Here is a 15,191-nt window from a genome sequence, read left to right as displayed (position 1 = left end):
CATGGATTCAAGCGGAATATTTGATTCCAGCCTTCATTTCGAAGTCATTTTCTGATTTCAGCCTTTGCCTGTCCGAAACCCACCGGTCGGGTGTCCCCGCATGGCGCCCCATGTCCGCCCGTGAACAGTTGGTTGCGACGGTTGCCCCTGCTTCCCGGCGGTGCGCAGGATGGGCAGGCCCGGCCAACGGGCTGACGGGAGGCGGTCGTTCGTCGTGTCAGGAAAACAGATCCATCTCGCCGTGTTCCTTCCCGGGATCGGGAACCCCACCGTCTGGTCCGACCCGCGCGCCGGCAGCCAGATCGACTTCGAGACCTTCCACCACGTGGCGCGGACGGCCGAGCGGGGCAAGTTCGACTTCTTCTTCCTCGCCGAGGGCCTGCGCCTGCGCGAGCACAAGGGAGAGATCTACGAACTGGACGTCGCGGGCCGCCCGGAGTCGCTGACCGTCCTCAGCGCGCTGGCGGCCGTCACCTCCAGGATCGGACTGGCCGCCACCGTCAGCTCGACCTTCAACGAACCGTACGAGGTGGCACGGCGGCTGGCCGCGCTGGACCACCTCAGCGAGGGCCGCGCCGCCTGGAACGTGGTCACCAGCCGGGACGACTTCACCGGGGAGAACTTCCGCCGCGGGGGCTTCCTCCCGGAAGCCGACCGATACACCAGGGCCGCCGAATTCCTCCAGTCCGCACGGGAGTTGTGGGACAGCTGGGCCGACGGCGACGTCCTCGCGGACGCGGCCGGAGGCCGGTTCGTCCGCCCCGGCGCCGGGTCCTTCACCCACCGGGGCACGCACTTCGACATCACCGGGCGGTTCAACACGCCCCGCCCGCCCCAGGGCCACCCCGTGGTCATCCAGGCCGGCGAGTCCCCCCAGGGAAGGGAGTTCGCCGCCGCCGCAGCCGACGTGGTCTTCAGCCGGTACGCCGGACTCGCCGAGGCCCAGGAGTTCTACCGCGACGTCAAGGGCCGACTGGCGGGCCACGGCCGCGCACCGGAGCAGCTGAAGATCCTGCCCGCCGTCTCGTACGTCCTCGGCGACACCGCCGAGGAGGCCCGGGAGCGGGCCACCGAGATCCGCCGGGCCCAGATCGGCCCCGGGACGGCGATCGCCCACCTGGAAGGCGTCTGGGGCCGAGACCTCTCCGGCTACGACCCGGACGGCCCGCTCCCGGACGTCGACCCCGACCCCGACAGCCTGCTGTTCAAGGGCCACGCCCTGTTCCGGATCGACCGGGCCGCGACCGCCCGCCAGTGGCGCACGCTGGCCCGGGAACGAAACCTGAGCATCCGGGAGCTCGTCACCGAGGTCACCGGCCGGCAGACGTTCATCGGCACGCCGCACGAAGTCGCCGACGCCATGGACGCGTTCGTGCAGAGCGACGGTTCGGACGGCTTCGTCATCACCCCGCACCTCACCCCGGGCGGGCTCGACGAGTTCGTCGACCGGGTCGTACCGCTGCTCCAGGAGAAGGGCGTGTACCGCACCGACTACACCGGCAGCACGCTCCGCGAACACCTCGGGCTGCCGGAGGCCCGCCGAACGGCGCAGGAGGCCACCGCATGAGCCCCACCGAGTCGCACCGGCCGCCGCTGCACCTCGCCGTCGCGCTCGACGGCGCCGGCTGGCACCCCGCCGCCTGGCGCGCCGAGGACGCCCGCCCCGGCGAGCTGTTCACGGCCGGGTACTGGGCCGACCTCGTCGCGGAGGCCGAACGCGGCCTGCTCGACCTGGTGACCTTCGAGGACACCCTCGCGCTCCAGTCCGCCGACCCCACCACCCCGGACGACCGCACCGACCAGGTCCGCGGCCGCCTCGACGCCGTCCTCGTCGCCTCCCGGGTGGCACCGCTCAGCTCGCGGATCGGACTGGTGCCGACCACCAACGTCACCCACACCGAGCCGTTCCACCTCTCCACCGCCCTCGCCACCCTCGACTTCACCAGCCAGGGCCGGGCCGGCTGGCGCCCGCAGCTCTCCTCCCGCGCCGACGACGCCGCCCACTTCGGGCGCCGCACCACACCGCGACTCACCCACGACGACGTCCAGGACTCCGACGCGATCTCCAAGCGTCTCGCGCCCCTCTTCGACGAGGCCGCCGACGTGGTGGAGGTCGTACGACGGCTCTGGGACAGCTGGGAGGACGACGCGGAGATCCGCTCCACCGCCACCGGCCGGTTCCTCGACCGCGACCGCCTCCACCCGATCGACTTCCACGGCGAGCACTTCGCCGTCCGCGGCCCGTCCATCACCCCGCGCCCACCGCAGGGACAGCCGCCGGTCGCCGTCCTCGCGCACGCCCGGATCCCGTACGAACTCGCGGCCAAGGGCGCCGACCTGGTCTTCGTCACCCCGCACTCCCCGGCCGGCACCGCGGCGATCCTGGCCGAGGTCGCCACCGCCGGCGCAGCGGTCGGCCGGTCCCCCGACCGGCCCCTCAAGGTCTTCGCGGACCTGCTGGTGTTCCTCGACGACCGGCCCGGCGAGGCCGCCCGTCAACGGGACCGGCTCGACGAGCTGAACGGCGATCCGCTGCACTCCGACGCGGAGATCTTCACCGGGACGCCCGCGGAGCTCGCCGACCTCCTCCTCGACCGGCGGACGGCCGGGCTCGACGGGTTCCGGCTGCGCCCCGGCCGGCTGCCGCACGACCTCGTGGCGGTCGCCCGCGGGCTCGTCCCCGAGCTCCAGCGGCGCGGCGCCTTCCGGACGGCGTACACGGCACGGACCCTGCGCGGCCACCTCGGCCTCCCCCGGCCCGCCAGTCGCTACACGGCCGACCGGGCGGGCTGACCGGACAGGGCGTCCGGACAGGCCGACCGGACGGCCCGGCAGCCCCTGCCGGTCGGGGCGTGAACTCGGCGGTCGGCAGGGCCTGTTCGGTCGGCACGCCCGGGAAGTCCGACCGGGGCGGGGAGGCCGGGGCGGGGAGGCCGGGGATCCGCACCGGCCGCACGTCCGGCAGCTCACGCCCGCGCCGCCGCTCACGCAGGCGCCTTCAGGGACCGGGCGCCGTGGTGCGGTGGCGCGCGCGGTAGGCGCGGGGGGTGGTGCCGGTGAGCTGCCCGAAGTGGTGCCGCAGTCCGGCCGGGGAGGTGAAGCCGGCGCGGGCCGCGACCGACTCCACCGGGTCGTCGGTGCCCTCCAGCAGTTCACGGGCCCGCTGCAGGCGCAGGCGCAGCAGGTAGCGCTGGGCGCTGAGGCCGGTGCGCGCGCGGAAGCGGCGGTTGAGGCTGCTGACGCTGATACCGGCGTGCGCGGCGATGTCGGCCGGGGTGAGCGGCAGGTGGATCCTGCTGTCCAGCCAGGCCAGGGTGTCGTCGAGGCCGCTGCTGTCCGCGAGTCCGCGGTCGATGCCCTCGCGCACGCGTTCCGCGTGGACCACGAGCGGGCTGAGCAGTTCCCGGCAGGTGTCGCCGGCGACCTGTTCGCCGTGGTCCTGCGCCAGCACGCGCAGGCAGACGTCCAGCCCGCCGAAGATCCCGGCCGAGGTGAGGAACGGGCCGTCGCCGACGAGCGTCCCGGCGGGGTCGACCTCGACGCGGGGGTGACGCCGGGCCAGTTCTTCCTGGTGGCGCCAGCCGGTCGTGGCCCGGCGGCCGTCGAGGAGGCCGGTGGCCGCGAGGTCGAACACCCCCGTGCCGACCGCGGCGATCCGGGCGCCGCGCGCGGCGGCGGCGTGCAGGACCTCGGCCGACTCGGTTGCAGGGAGGCCCTGGTGGACGGGCAGGGCTTCGCGCGAGGGCAGCAGGACGACGTCCGCGTCGGCCGCGCCCGCCAGGCCCCACGGAAGGGTGATCGCGGTGGGCGCGGGCAGCCCGATCCTGCCCGGCCCGGGGCCGCCGCCCGCGGCGCACAGCCGGACGTCGTAGGCGACACCGGGGTGGTCGCGGGCCGCGGTGCCGAACACCAGGCCGGGGGTGGTGAGGTGGTGCCCGGGCAGGCGGTCGGGGACGAGGACGGCGATCACTGGCATGGGAGGAGGATATTCCGGGAGGGTTCGGACACGGACGAGAAGGGTGGGAGGCAGGGGCGGGGAACCGCCCGGTGCCCCGGACCGGGATCCGTGGCACCGGGCGGGCGGCGAGCAGGAGCGGGCGGCGGGGTGGGGCGGGCGGCGGGTCAGCCCTCGTAGGTGCGGATGGTCGACCGGATCCAGCCCGCGTAGGCCGGCACGCTGCTGTAGAGCCCGGGGCCGGTCGAGCAGGTGGGGTCGGTGTCGCCGTCCCCGGACGTGGCGCCGACCAGCTCCCAGCGTCCGCCCCGGCCGCGCTGGATCTGCGGGCCGCCGGAGTCCCCGATGCAGGCCATCGCCCCCGGCACCCGACTGACGGTGCACAGGCGGGTCAGCCCCGCCCGGCCGGGCGAGCACTCGTCGACGGCGCCCCGGCGGGTGTCGAGCTGCTGGAGCCGGTTCGCGAACGCGGCCTGGGTGATGTCCGTGGTGTCGACGACGGTGCCGAAGCCGAGGATCCGGGTGGGCGTTCCGGGCGGGGCCGGCCGGTCGGCCAGCCGGATCGGTGTCTGCGGGGCGGGCCGGTCGAGCCGGACGAGCGCGAGGTCGTTCTCGTTCGGTGCGCCGTCGACGCCCAGCGCGTAGCCGGGGTGGGTCACGGCCCGCTCGATGCCGCGCACCGTGCCGCCGGAGGTGCGGCGGTCGGAGGCGATGCGCACGATGCCGTCGGGCTTCACGAGCCGGGTGTCGACGCAGTGGGCGGCCGTCAGCACCCAGCGGGGGTGGATCAGGGTCGCACCGCAGACGCCGTCGTCGAACCTCAGGTCGGGGACGGTGATCGGGATCGACGCCATGAACGGGTAACGCCCTTCGGCGTTCTGCCCGTTGACGACGGCTTCGGCCGGGCCGGTCATGGTCGCGGCGCTGGCCGCCACGGCCAGCGCGACGGCGACGGTGCGCGCCGCACGGCGCAGGCGGGTACTCGGCTTGGACACAGGAGATCCGTTCGTCAGGCGCGCCGACGCGCGCCGCGGGATGGTCGGAACCGGCTGCCGGAAGGCCACTGGCCTGCGGCGCCGTATGCTCCATCCTTCGCACCGGCGCCGGGGGCCGACAGCAGCACCGGTGTCACCCTGGGCTAAATTCTGGACATGCCAGTGATCGCCGTCCTCGCGCTCGACGGTGTGCCGGGCCACCAGCTCACCGCACCGGGGATCTGTTTCGGCACGGCCGCCCGCTGCCACCCGCAGGTGGACTACGAGGTGCGGTACTGCGCGGCGCCGGGGTTCCGCGGCACCGGCGGCGCGGCCCCGTTCGGGCTGGACACCCCGTGGGGTCCGGAGGGTCTGGCGGAGCTGGGGGCCTGCGACACCGTGCTGGTGCCCGGGCACGACGGCTACCTGGACGAGCCGCCGTGCGGGGTGGCCGAGGCGTTGCGGGCCGCGGCCGCCCGGGGCTGCCGGATCGGGTCGGTCGGCACAGGAACGTTCACCCTCGCCGCGTCCGGGCTGCTGGACGGCCGCCGGGCCTCCACCGGGCGGCGGCACGCGGCGGAACTCGCGGCGCGCCACCCCCGGGTCGAGGTCGACCCGCAGGGGGCGGTGGTGGAGGCCGACCCGTTCTACAGCGCGGCCGGGGTGCTCGGCGGCCTCGACCTCTGCCTGCGTCTGATCACCCTCGACCACGGTGTGCCCGTCGCCGTCGAGACGGAGCGGCAGGTGTTCCTGGAGCTGCACGGCCCGGCCGGGCCGCCGGGCGGCGGCGCGGTCACCGGGCCGGCGGGCGCGGACGGCGCGGACGGCCCGGACCGGGTGACCGCACGCAGGGTACCGGGGACGCCCGGACCGGCCGGGTCCGGTCTCGGGCCGACCCTTCGGTGGATGGAGGCCCACCTCGACCGCCCGCTCACCCTGGACGACATCGCCCGGCACGCCGGGCTCACCGTCCGCGGTCTGACCCGCCGGTTCCGGGCGGAGACCGGCCTGCCGCCGCTCCAGTACCTCCTGCGCGCCCGCATCCAGCGGGCGCAGCGCCTCCTGGAGCGCGGGGACGAGCCGGTGGCCCGGATCGCCGCCCGTACGGGGCTGGGGACGCCCGCCAACCTCCGCCACCACTTCCAGCGGTACACGGGCAGCAGCCCGAGCGTCTACCGCACCGCGTTCCGCTCCGTCGTCGCCACCCTGACGTGGTCGCAGGAGGGGGCGGCCGGGGGCGTCGGGCCCGACGCCCCCGGGGAACGCGTGCCGCACCGCCCCTGAGTGCCCGGGCGCGACGGGCCGGGTTTCCGTACTGCCGCGCCCTGGAGGGCGCCCCTCCCGGGATCCTCCCGGGCGGTCCGGCGGACGCGGTGGACCCCCGCCGCGGCGGGCCGGAGCGCACGTTCACCGCCGGCCGGGGCGCCGGACTCCGGCTCCTCCTGACGCCGGCCGTCACCGCCGTCGTCCTGGTGTTCACGGTCGCGCACCTGAGGCGCGACGGGGTGACCCGGCCGGACCAGCTGGTCGACGTCCGGCCGCTCCTCGCGGTCCTCGGGTGCTGGATGTCGGTGCGCTCCTTCCGGCGTCGGCGGCGTCCGCTGCGGCTCCGGGTGGGCCCGGCCGGCCCGCGGTGCGGGAGGCGGGGGGTCAGGAGGTGTTCGTGCGCCGGGAACAGCTCTCCGCCGAAACCTGCGGTCCGCTGCCGGGCCGTACGCGGCGCCCGTGGCTCACCGTGTACGCGGTGCCGGGCGCCGAACCCGGGATCCGGCGGACCCATCTCCGGGCGGGCCACCAGGTGTACGCGCTGCTGCGCCCGGACCGGCTGCCGGACCGGGGCGCGGCCGTCCCCGACGCGGTCCGGGCCTTCGCCGGCCACCGCTACGCCGACTCCGTCCGACCCCGCACCGGCGTCCGGCCGCCCGTCCCCGACCGCCGAACTGTCAGAGGCCGGTCGTAGATTCGGCGCGACCGAGCAGCACCCGGCCACCCACGGACAGGACGCCGAGACCGATGACCTCCCCGACCGCCGACCACGGCACCGCACTGACCGACCGCGTCGTCGCCTCCGTCGAGGCCGATCCGCACCGGCTCGTCCTCGGCTACAGCCCCTGGGTCGGCCCCTGGCTCACCGGCGCTCCGGAGCCGCTGCCGGCCGACGTCCTGGCCGGGATCACCTTCCCCAGCGGGCGCCCGCTCCCGCCCAGCCTGCGGCGCTGGCTGGCCTACGACACGAGCCTGCTACGCCGGTTCGACTGGTTCGGACCGGAGGGCGACTTCGCTCCGCGCCCGATGGGGAAACTCGCCGACGAGGAGTTCGGCGAGCCCTGGGGCTCCTGCTTCGCCCCGCTGTCGGACCGCTTCGACGAATGCTTCCTGCTGCCCGGCGGCTCCGACTCCCGCCGTGTCCTGGCGACCGGCGAGCCCGACGCGCACGGCGAGTACCCGGTGTTCGCCCTCGACGTCGACGACATCCCGTGCATCATGCTGATGTACCCGGGGCTGGACGTCTACCTGGCCGACACCGCCGGGCTGATCACCCTCCGGGGCGAGGGCTACTCCGACCTGGCGGACGACCGCACCTACGGCCCGCGGATGCGCGAGCACGCCCGCCACGCCTTCGGCGGGGAACTGCACGAGGAGTGCCTGCCGGGCGAGTTCTGAGCCCGCCCCCGCAAGGACGCGGCGCTCGCCTGTGCGGTGCTCTTCGGCCTGTTGTGGGCGGCCGAAGTCCGGGTGCCGACCGAGCTCATGGGCGACCTGCCCCCCTTCGGGAGGAGCCGGTCTCCCGGCATCGACCTGGGGCGGACGTGACCCGTGTCGGGCGCGGTGCCGCGGGTTCGGCGGACCGGGGTGTCGACCGGTCCGCCGAACCCGTCAGCGTTTCGGCCAACTTGGCCGCCCTGTGCATGACACCCAGGCACCCCGTGTATGAACTCGCCGTACACCGATCAAGGGCGAGGGCATGAACATCCCCACAAAGAGTCCCCACCGTTTTGTCTCCGCACCGGTCACCGAAGAACCCCACGGCGAGACCATGCCGCCACGGTTCGCCTACGCACTCGTAGGAGCGGTCACCTTCGGGCTCAGCATCATCGGAGCCGTCAATCTCGCGAAGCGCACCCACGACAGACCAGGGCTGGTGAGCGCCCTGCTGATCGTGACCTGCTGCTTCCTCCTCCAGCTCTACAACTGCCACCCCCGGGCGCTCCGAGCGCCGCGCAAGCACACCGCCTGGCTGCTCAGCCTCCAGGCCGTGCTGACCTTCCTGACCCTGCCGCTCACCGATGTCCTCTCGGGCAGCCTGAGCGGTTTCCTCGGCGGCGCGATCCTCATCGCGCTGCGCGGCAGACCGCTGGCCTGGGCCCTGTACGCGCTCGTGAACGTCGCCCTGCTGGCGCTCTCCACGCGCCAGCACGACGGGCTCGCGCCGATGTACCTCGAACTGTCCTCGCTGGCAGTCGGGTTGCTCACCTACGGCCTGAGCGCGCTGTGCGATCTCGTGCACCGCCAGCACGAGGCCCGGCAGCGGGCGGCCTGGATCGCCGTCTCCAGCGAGCGGCTGCGGTTCTCCCGGGACCTGCACGACCTCCTCGGGTACAGCCTCTCGGCGATCACCCTGAAGATCGAGCTGATCCAGCGCCTGGTCGGCACCGACGACGGCCGGGCCCAGGCCGAGCTCCGGGAAACCCTTCTGATTGCGCGTCAGGCACTGGCCGACGTACGTGCGGTGGCCACCGGGCCGCAGGCCATGTCGTTGGCCCGGGAGCTGAGAGTGGTGCGCGGGACCCTGGAGACCGCCGGGGTCAGCCTCAGAATCGACGGGCAGCCGCCACAACGGCTCGACGAACAGGTGGGCACCAACCTGTCGATCGTGATGCGGGAGGCCGTCACCAACCTGCTCCGCCACAGCGACGCCACCCGGTGCACGGTCATCATCGCGGAGCGGGCCGGCCGGGTCCATCTGTCGGTGGCCAACAACGGGGTCCGGGCCTCACCGGAGACCGCCTCCGTGCGGCGCGGCATCGGGCTGAACAACCTCCACGCACGGCTCGCGCTGAGCGGCGGGACCGTCACCACGACCAGCTGCGGCGACTGGTTCTGGCTGTACGCCGAGTGCCCGGTGCACCCGGGGACGGCCGGCACCGGGGCCGACGGTTCGACCGGGTCCGCCGGCTCGGCCGGCTCGGCCGAGGACCCCTGTCAGGCCGCCGCCTGACCCTGGACCGACGCCCGCCCCGGACCGCCCTGCGCCCGGGGCGGGCTGGCTCCGGGCCGGGCCCGGCAGAGGGCCCCGGCGCAGGGCCCCGGCGCACGGCTCCGGCGCACGGCTCCGACGGGGTTCGAGCGGCATTCGAGGCACGCCTCGAAGACTCGGTGGTCGAAGAGACCCACCGGTACATCGGAGGCGCCGCAGTGGAAGCGCAGCACCGGCTGACGCCGCAGATCAGGCAGTACGAGGACTTCGCGACCGGCGAGATGCGCTGGCTGCCGCACGTGACGTTCTTCAACCGGACGGGCTACCGCTCCTCGACGGTGAACACCGACGCCGGAGGGTTCCGCGTCTCCCACGGGACCGCCGGGCCGGTCTCCCTGCACGGGACGGTTCCCGAGGAACCGGTCGGGGTCGTCCTGGGCGCCTCCCCCGCGTTCGGTTTCGGGGCCGGCGGGGACGCCTGGACGATCCCCTCGCTGCTCGCCCGGGGCCCGCGCGCCCGGCCCTGGCTCAACCTGGCGGCGCCGGCCTTCAACTCCACGCAGGAGGTCCTCCTCTTCCTGCTGCACCGGCACCGGCTGCCGGCGGTGCGCGACGTCCTGGTCTTCTCGGGGCTCAACAACCTCGTGGTGGCCGGTCTGCCGCAGGCCGACGACGACTACCCGCAGTTCTTCTTCTCGGGCGACTTCTTCGGCCAGCTCGGCACGCCCGACCTCGGGCAGCGGCTGGGCCAGCCGGGGTGGGCCCGGGGCCGACTCGGCCGGGTCGCCAAACGGCTCGGCCGGCAGGACGAGCCTGCGGACGGCGGGACCGCCGTGCCCGACCCCGCCGAGCGGATCGACACCGCCGTCCGGCACGTGGCCCGCGACCTGCGGGCGCTCGCCGACCTGGTGACCCCGCTCGGAGCGCGGCTCCACTACGTGCTGCAGCCCACCGCCGCCTGGACCCGCAAGCCGTTCACGGCCGAGGAGCGGGCACTCATCGCGGAAGCGGGCAACGAGCGCGCGGGCATGTGGAACCTCTTCGCCCCGGTCCTCGACCCGGCCGTGCACCGCGCGTACGCCGAGCGCCTGGCGGCCGTATCCAAGGAACTCGGGGTTCCGTTCCTCGACGCCAACGCGGCGATCGCGGCGTCACCGGCCGCCGGAGAGTGGCTCTTCGTCGACCAGGTCCACCTCACCGACCGGGGCCACCAGGTGACCGCCGAGCTCATGCGCACCGCGCTCGACCTCTGACCCGCACCACCCGCCGACCACCTCAGCAGTAGGGAGCCGACCGATGTTCCGGAAGATCGTCGCGCTGTTCCGCCGCCGCCGTCGCAAGCGCCGCAACGACAGCTCCATCTACCCGATGTTCTGATCCCCACGCCCGAACGGAGGTGCGCGGTACGCCATGAGGAACACAGCCGTCCAGTCCGAGCCCGACCACCGCATCCTGTACCTGCGCGCGCTCGACCCCGAGGGGGACCTGCCGCTCCGGCCGGCGGACCTGGAACCGGTGCGGGCGGCGCTCGCCGCCGCCGGCCCGGAGGGCCGGCGCACCGGACAACCTGCCCGCGAACAACCCGCCGGCGATCAACCCACCGACGAGCAAGGGGACTTCGAGGAGCTGACCGGGCTCGCCCGTACCTGGGCGGCCGAGGTCGGCGAACGGTTCCGCAAGGTCCTGGCCGGACCTGACGTCCGCCCGCACGACGGGCCGGACGTCCGCCCGACCGGCGGGCCGGACAACGGCGCGGCCGTCCGGTGCGTCCTGCTGAACTGCGCGCCACTGGCCCTGTCCGCCGGTGCGTGGCTCCAGTGGCTGTCCAGCTCGGGCAACGCCGAGACCGAGCTCGCCCTGCGGGTGCTCACCCTGTACGCCGCAGACGTCGGCGTCGGCTACCCGGAGGCGGACCGGGGCTCCGACTACAGCCGCGTCCTGCACCGGCACCGGATCGAGGAGCCGATCGCCCGGATCCGGCTCGCCGCCAACGAGCGGGTCGAGGGCTTCAGCTTCCGGCTGCCCGCGCTGCTGCTCGCCATGAGCCGGCAGCCCGGCGCCTTCCTGCCCGAACTGCTGGGTGCCGACCTCTGTCTGCGGTCGGTCGGCCTGCCGCCCCCGCTCGCGGGGCTCGGACCGGAGGTCCTGGACCGGGACGACGTCCTGGCCCTGGACCTCGGCGCCGCGCGCGGCGAGCCGACGGCCACCGCGCTGGACCTGTCGGCCGCCGCCGCCCGCCAGTACCTGGCGGAGAACGGGCCGGCCGGTGCGGAGCGGCTGCGCCGAGGCTTCCACTGGGCCCTCGGCGAACTGCGGCGCTGGTGCGACGCGTTGCTCGACGAGGCGCTGATCTCCCGGCACCCGGACTACGAGGTGTGGCGGATGATCTGCACCCGGGCCCGGCAGGCCGCCGTCTACCACTCCCGGTTCAAGCTCGCGGGCCGGCCGCTCGGCGCGTGGTTCGCGGACGTCGGCAGCGGGCCCGGCCCGTTCCTCGACGCGCTGGCGGCCAGCCCGCTGGTCCGGCCGGGCAGGCCCGACGCCAGCCCGCTGCTGCGCGGCCTGATCGGTCCCAAGGGTCCGATGTTCCGAATCTTCACACCGGCCGAGATCGCCGTCCTGCACCGCTGGATCGCCGGTCTGCCGACCGACGGCGCCCCCGGGGCGAACGGCGTTAGGGCGGCGAGCAGTTCGGTCGACGGCGGTGCGGCCGGGGGCGCTGCGGCGGGCGATGCGGCGACGACCGGCGACGGCCCCGGCCGACCGGACGACCGCCGGGCCCTGCACCGGGCCCAGCGTTCCTGGTACCTGCACCAGGAGCGTCCGGCCCCGGCGCCGTCCGCCCCCGACGGCGCCCCGCTCCCCCGGCTCGACGTCCGGGCGGCGTACCGCGCGCTGCTCGCCCGCAAGGACACCCCCGGCCTGCGGCGGTACGCGTACGACTACGCCCGCCGCTGGCTGGCCCGGGCCCGCTACGGCCTCGACCGCGCCCCTCAGCAGCTGCCGGCCGCCTGGGCGGGCGAGAACGGCCTGCGGGAGTGGCTGGACCAGGCGCACGACCGGCACGGCACGGAGTTCGCCGAGAACCGCGTCCCGATCCCGAGCCGGGACGAACTCATCGACTCCACACTCCAGTTGGCACCACTGATCATGATCGACGGCGGCTGGTTGCAGGGGTTCACCGACTACCGGCTGGCCTCCTCCCGCTGCGGCCAGTTCCTCTTTCGCACATACTGGGACGAACTCGGGAACGGCGAAAGGGAGTTGAACCACCCGAAGATCTACCGGGACCTGCTCGCCACGATGGGCGTCGAACTGCCGCCCACCGACTCCGCCGGGTTCGCCGGGTGGCCCGGGCTCCGGGACGACTCCTTCGCCCTGCCCGTCTACTGGCTGAGCGTCTCCCGCTTCCCCCAGCGCTTCCAGCCGGAGATCCTCGGCCTCAACCTCGCCATGGAGCTCTCCGGTGTCGGCGGCAGCTACCGGAGCGCGCGGGCGGCCCTGCGGCACCACGGTTTCAGCACCCAGTTCGTGGACCTGCACAACACCATCGACAACGTCGCCACCGGCCACTCCGCCTGGGCCGCGGACGCGATCGACAGTTACATGGCCGACCTCCCCGGTGTGGTCGGCCCGCAGCAGGAGAGCACCGTCTGGGAGCGCGTCCGGGCCGGGTACCGGTCCCTCAACCCCCCGGAGGGCACCGTGCCCGACCTGTACGCGGCACTGAACGTCACGTTGAAGAAGAGGAATTGAGGAGCTGACCGGTGGCCACCACAGTGCTTGGCATCGCGGCCTACTACCACGACAGCGCCGCCGCGCTGGTCGGCGCGGACGGCATCGCGGCCGCCGCCCAGGAGGAGCGGTTCAGCCGGCGGCGGCAGGACCCGGCCTTCCCCGCGCAGGCCGTCCGGTACTGCCTCGACGAGGCCGGGATGAAGCTGGACGACGTCGACGCGATCGCCTACTACGAGGACCCGGCCCGCAAGTTCCGCCGGGTGCTCGCCACGTACGCGGCGACCGCGCCGCACACCTGGAGCTCCTTCCGGGAGGTCATGCCCGCCTGGCTCGGGTGGAAGGCCCGAACCCTGGACACCGTGCGCAAGGAACTGCGCGGGCTGGGGCTGGGCGACGTCCCGCCGGTCCGGCGGTTCGGGCACCACGAGTCGCACGCCGCCTCCGCCTTCCTCCCGAGCCCGTACGAGTCCGCCGCGGTGCTCTGCGTCGACGGCGTCGGCGAGTGGGCCACCACCTCGCTCTGGCACGGCACCGGGGACGGCCTGCGACCGCTCGCCGAGCTGCGGTTCCCGCACTCGCTCGGTCTGCTGTACTCGGCCTTCACCTACTTCTGCGGCTTCAAGGTGGACTCCGGCGAGTACAAGCTGATGGGCCTCGCCCCGTACGGGAAACCGGTCTACGCACGGCTGATCCGGGAGCGGCTGATCGACCTGAAGCCGGACGGTTCGTTCCACCTCGACACCGACTGGTTCGAGTTCCTGCACGGCCACGTGATGACCGGGCGCCGGTTCGAGGAGCTGTTCGGCGGTCCTCGCCGGGAGCCCGAAGCCGCGCTCACCGAGCGGGAGTTCGACCTCGCCGCGTCCGTCCAGCAGGTGACCGAGGAGGTGATGGTCCGGCTGGCCCGCACCGCCCGCGAGCGGACCGGCGAGCGCCGGCTCTGCCTGGCCGGGGGCGTCGCGCTCAACTGCGTGGCGAACGGCCGGATCGTCGAGGAGGGGATCTTCGACGAGGTCTGGATCCAGCCCGCCGCCGGGGACGCCGGCGGTGCCCTCGGGGCCGCCCTGCTGGCCCAGCGCGCCCCGCGCCGCCACCCGCGGCAGGGCCGGGACGCGATGCGCTCCTCCCGGCTCGGCCCGGGCTTCGACGACCGGCGGATCGGGGCGTACTTCGACGCCCACGCCATCCCCTACACCCGGCTGAGCTCCGAGGAGCTGTCCCGGCGGGTCGCGGACCAGCTCGCCGACGGCAAGGTGGTGGGCTGGTTCCAGGGCCGGATGGAGTTCGGCCCCCGGGCACTCGGCGGGCGTTCGATCCTGGGCGACCCCCGGAACCCGGCGATGCAGTCGGTGATGAACCAGAAGATCAAGTTCCGGGAGTCGTTCCGTCCGTTCGCGCCGATCGTCCTGGCCGAGGACGCGGAGGAGTACTTCAAGCTCTCCCAGCCCAGCCCGTACATGCTGGTGGTCGCCCAGGTGGCCGAACAGCAGCGGCTGGAGTCGGACGGGGACGCCCGGGGCCTGGACCGGCTGAGGGCCGCCCGCTCCACCATCCCCGCCGTCACCCACGTCGACCACTCCGCGCGGATCCAGACGGTGACCGCGCAGGCCGACCCCCGGCTGCACCGGCTGCTCGGCGACTTCAAGGAGCGGACCGGCTGCCCCGTCCTGGTCAACACCTCCTTCAACGTGCGCGGCGAGCCCATCGTGGCCACCCCCGAGGACGCCTACCGCTGCTTCATGCGCACCGACATCGACACCCTGGCGATCGGCGGCTTCCTGCTCGCCAAGGCCGACCAGCCGGCCTGGACCGAGGAGGGCGACTGGCGCGACGAGATCCCGCTCGACTGACCACCCGCCCCCGCCGTCCGGCCCCCGACCACCCGCCCGGCCCCCGACCACCCGCCTCCGCACCACCCGACTCCCGGACTCCGGAAGGACGACCCCGATGGGCACCGCACGTCGCAGCACCGAACCTCACGGCACCGAACCCCGCAGGACCGCACGCACCGACGGCGAACGCCTGGACGCCGCGCGCCGGACCGGCCTGCAGCTGCTGCTCCTGCTCGTCTACCTGCTGGTGTTCACACCGGTGGGGCTGGTCGCCCGGCTGGTCCGCGACCCGCTCGACCGCGCCGTGGACCGGACCGCCGCCAGCTACTGGATCACCTCGTGACGGAGGGCCGGCGTGCCTAAGCGCAGTGACATCAAGTCCGTTCTGGTGATCGGTTCCGGCCCGATCGTGATCGGTCAGGCGGCGGAGTTCGACTACTCGGGTACGCAGGCGTGCCGGGTGTTGCGGGCCGAGGGTCTGCGGGTGGTGCTGG

The 15,191-nt window shown here is 74.2% G+C and carries 13 protein-coding genes; 11 read left to right on the top strand and 2 right to left on the bottom strand.

Features of this window, described 5'->3' with window-relative positions:
• Window positions 1-169: 169 nt before the first annotated feature.
• Both PUR61_RS10405 and PUR61_RS10400 read left to right on the top strand, forming a co-directional pair.
• Window positions 170-1,567 (top strand): NtaA/DmoA family FMN-dependent monooxygenase, encoded by a 1,398-nt coding sequence (locus tag PUR61_RS10405; protein WP_329878073.1) that lies wholly within the window; start codon window positions 170-172, stop codon window positions 1,565-1,567.
• The gene (locus PUR61_RS10400; RefSeq protein WP_329878071.1) at window positions 1,564-2,793 is read left to right on the top strand and encodes an LLM class flavin-dependent oxidoreductase; all 1,230 of its coding nucleotides are present in this window, start codon (window positions 1,564-1,566) and stop codon (window positions 2,791-2,793) included. Before PUR61_RS10405 ends, PUR61_RS10400 begins: the two co-directional genes overlap by 4 nt.
• Before the next feature lie 205 nt (window positions 2,794-2,998).
• Here the strand turns inward: PUR61_RS10400 and PUR61_RS10395 are convergent, their stop codons facing one another.
• Both PUR61_RS10395 and PUR61_RS10390 read right to left on the bottom strand, forming a co-directional pair.
• The gene (locus tag PUR61_RS10395; RefSeq protein ID WP_329878069.1) at window positions 2,999-3,976 is read right to left on the bottom strand and encodes a GlxA family transcriptional regulator; all 978 of its coding nucleotides are present in this window, start codon (window positions 3,974-3,976) and stop codon (window positions 2,999-3,001) included.
• A 146-nt stretch (window positions 3,977-4,122) separates the two neighbouring features.
• Complete coding sequence (locus PUR61_RS10390; protein WP_443034546.1) at window positions 4,123-4,950, bottom strand: S1 family peptidase; 828 nt, start codon at window positions 4,948-4,950, stop codon at window positions 4,123-4,125.
• Between the two features lie 156 nt (window positions 4,951-5,106).
• On the opposite strand from PUR61_RS10390, the gene PUR61_RS10385 reads away from it, so the two are divergent.
• The 9 genes from PUR61_RS10385 to PUR61_RS45275 all read left to right on the top strand — a co-directional run.
• Window positions 5,107-6,213 carry a GlxA family transcriptional regulator gene (locus PUR61_RS10385; RefSeq protein WP_329878067.1) on the top strand — a complete coding sequence of 369 codons (1,107 nt, stop codon included), beginning with the start codon at window positions 5,107-5,109 and terminating at the stop codon, window positions 6,211-6,213.
• Between the two features lie 379 nt (window positions 6,214-6,592).
• Complete coding sequence (locus tag PUR61_RS10380; RefSeq protein ID WP_329878065.1) at window positions 6,593-6,889, top strand: hypothetical protein; 297 nt, start codon at window positions 6,593-6,595, stop codon at window positions 6,887-6,889.
• A 53-nt stretch (window positions 6,890-6,942) separates the two neighbouring features.
• Window positions 6,943-7,593, top strand: coding sequence for a hypothetical protein (locus PUR61_RS10375; RefSeq protein ID WP_329878063.1), 651 nt, complete (start codon window positions 6,943-6,945; stop codon window positions 7,591-7,593).
• A 301-nt stretch (window positions 7,594-7,894) separates the two neighbouring features.
• Window positions 7,895-9,148 carry a sensor histidine kinase gene (locus PUR61_RS10370; protein WP_329878061.1) on the top strand — a complete coding sequence of 418 codons (1,254 nt, stop codon included), beginning with the start codon at window positions 7,895-7,897 and terminating at the stop codon, window positions 9,146-9,148.
• A gap of 197 nt (window positions 9,149-9,345) precedes the next feature.
• The gene (locus PUR61_RS10365) at window positions 9,346-10,380 is read left to right on the top strand and encodes an SGNH/GDSL hydrolase family protein (protein WP_329878059.1); all 1,035 of its coding nucleotides are present in this window, start codon (window positions 9,346-9,348) and stop codon (window positions 10,378-10,380) included.
• Window positions 10,381-10,537: 157 nt separating this feature from the next.
• On the top strand, window positions 10,538-12,883 hold the full coding sequence (locus PUR61_RS10360; protein ID WP_329878057.1) for an iron-containing redox enzyme family protein: 2,346 nt from the start codon (window positions 10,538-10,540) through the stop codon (window positions 12,881-12,883).
• 11 nt (window positions 12,884-12,894) lie between these two features.
• Window positions 12,895-14,715: a carbamoyltransferase family protein gene (locus tag PUR61_RS10355; protein WP_329878055.1), complete on the top strand. Its 1,821-nt coding sequence runs from the start codon at window positions 12,895-12,897 to the stop codon at window positions 14,713-14,715.
• Window positions 14,716-14,812: 97 nt separating this feature from the next.
• Complete coding sequence (locus tag PUR61_RS10350; RefSeq protein WP_329878053.1) at window positions 14,813-15,040, top strand: hypothetical protein; 228 nt, start codon at window positions 14,813-14,815, stop codon at window positions 15,038-15,040.
• 12 nt (window positions 15,041-15,052) lie between these two features.
• On the top strand, window positions 15,053-15,191 hold a 139-nt coding region (locus PUR61_RS45275), incomplete at its 3' end, for a carbamoyl phosphate synthase preATP-grasp domain-containing protein (protein WP_443035146.1).

The organism is Streptomyces sp. BE20, assembly GCF_036322525.1.
Taxonomy (GTDB): domain Bacteria; phylum Actinomycetota; class Actinomycetes; order Streptomycetales; family Streptomycetaceae; genus Kitasatospora.
This window is presented reverse-complemented; position numbering and strand designations above follow the sequence as displayed.

Excerpts from the sequence above, each read along its gene's own strand:
- PUR61_RS10405 (WP_329878073.1), top strand. The coding sequence starts at position 170 with ATGGGCAGGCCCGGCCAACGGGCTGACGGGAGGCGGTCGTTCGTCGTG.
- PUR61_RS10400 (WP_329878071.1), top strand. The coding sequence starts at position 1,564 with ATGAGCCCCACCGAGTCGCACCGGCCGCCGCTGCACCTCGCCGTCGCG.
- PUR61_RS10375 (WP_329878063.1), top strand. The coding sequence starts at position 6,943 with ATGACCTCCCCGACCGCCGACCACGGCACCGCACTGACCGACCGCGTC.
- PUR61_RS10370 (WP_329878061.1), top strand. The coding sequence starts at position 7,895 with ATGAACATCCCCACAAAGAGTCCCCACCGTTTTGTCTCCGCACCGGTC.
- PUR61_RS10395 (WP_329878069.1), bottom strand. The coding sequence starts at position 3,976 with ATGCCAGTGATCGCCGTCCTCGTCCCCGACCGCCTGCCCGGGCACCAC.
- PUR61_RS10350 (WP_329878053.1), top strand. The coding sequence starts at position 14,813 with ATGGGCACCGCACGTCGCAGCACCGAACCTCACGGCACCGAACCCCGC.
- PUR61_RS10385 (WP_329878067.1), top strand. The coding sequence starts at position 5,107 with ATGCCAGTGATCGCCGTCCTCGCGCTCGACGGTGTGCCGGGCCACCAG.
- PUR61_RS10360 (WP_329878057.1), top strand. The coding sequence starts at position 10,538 with ATGAGGAACACAGCCGTCCAGTCCGAGCCCGACCACCGCATCCTGTAC.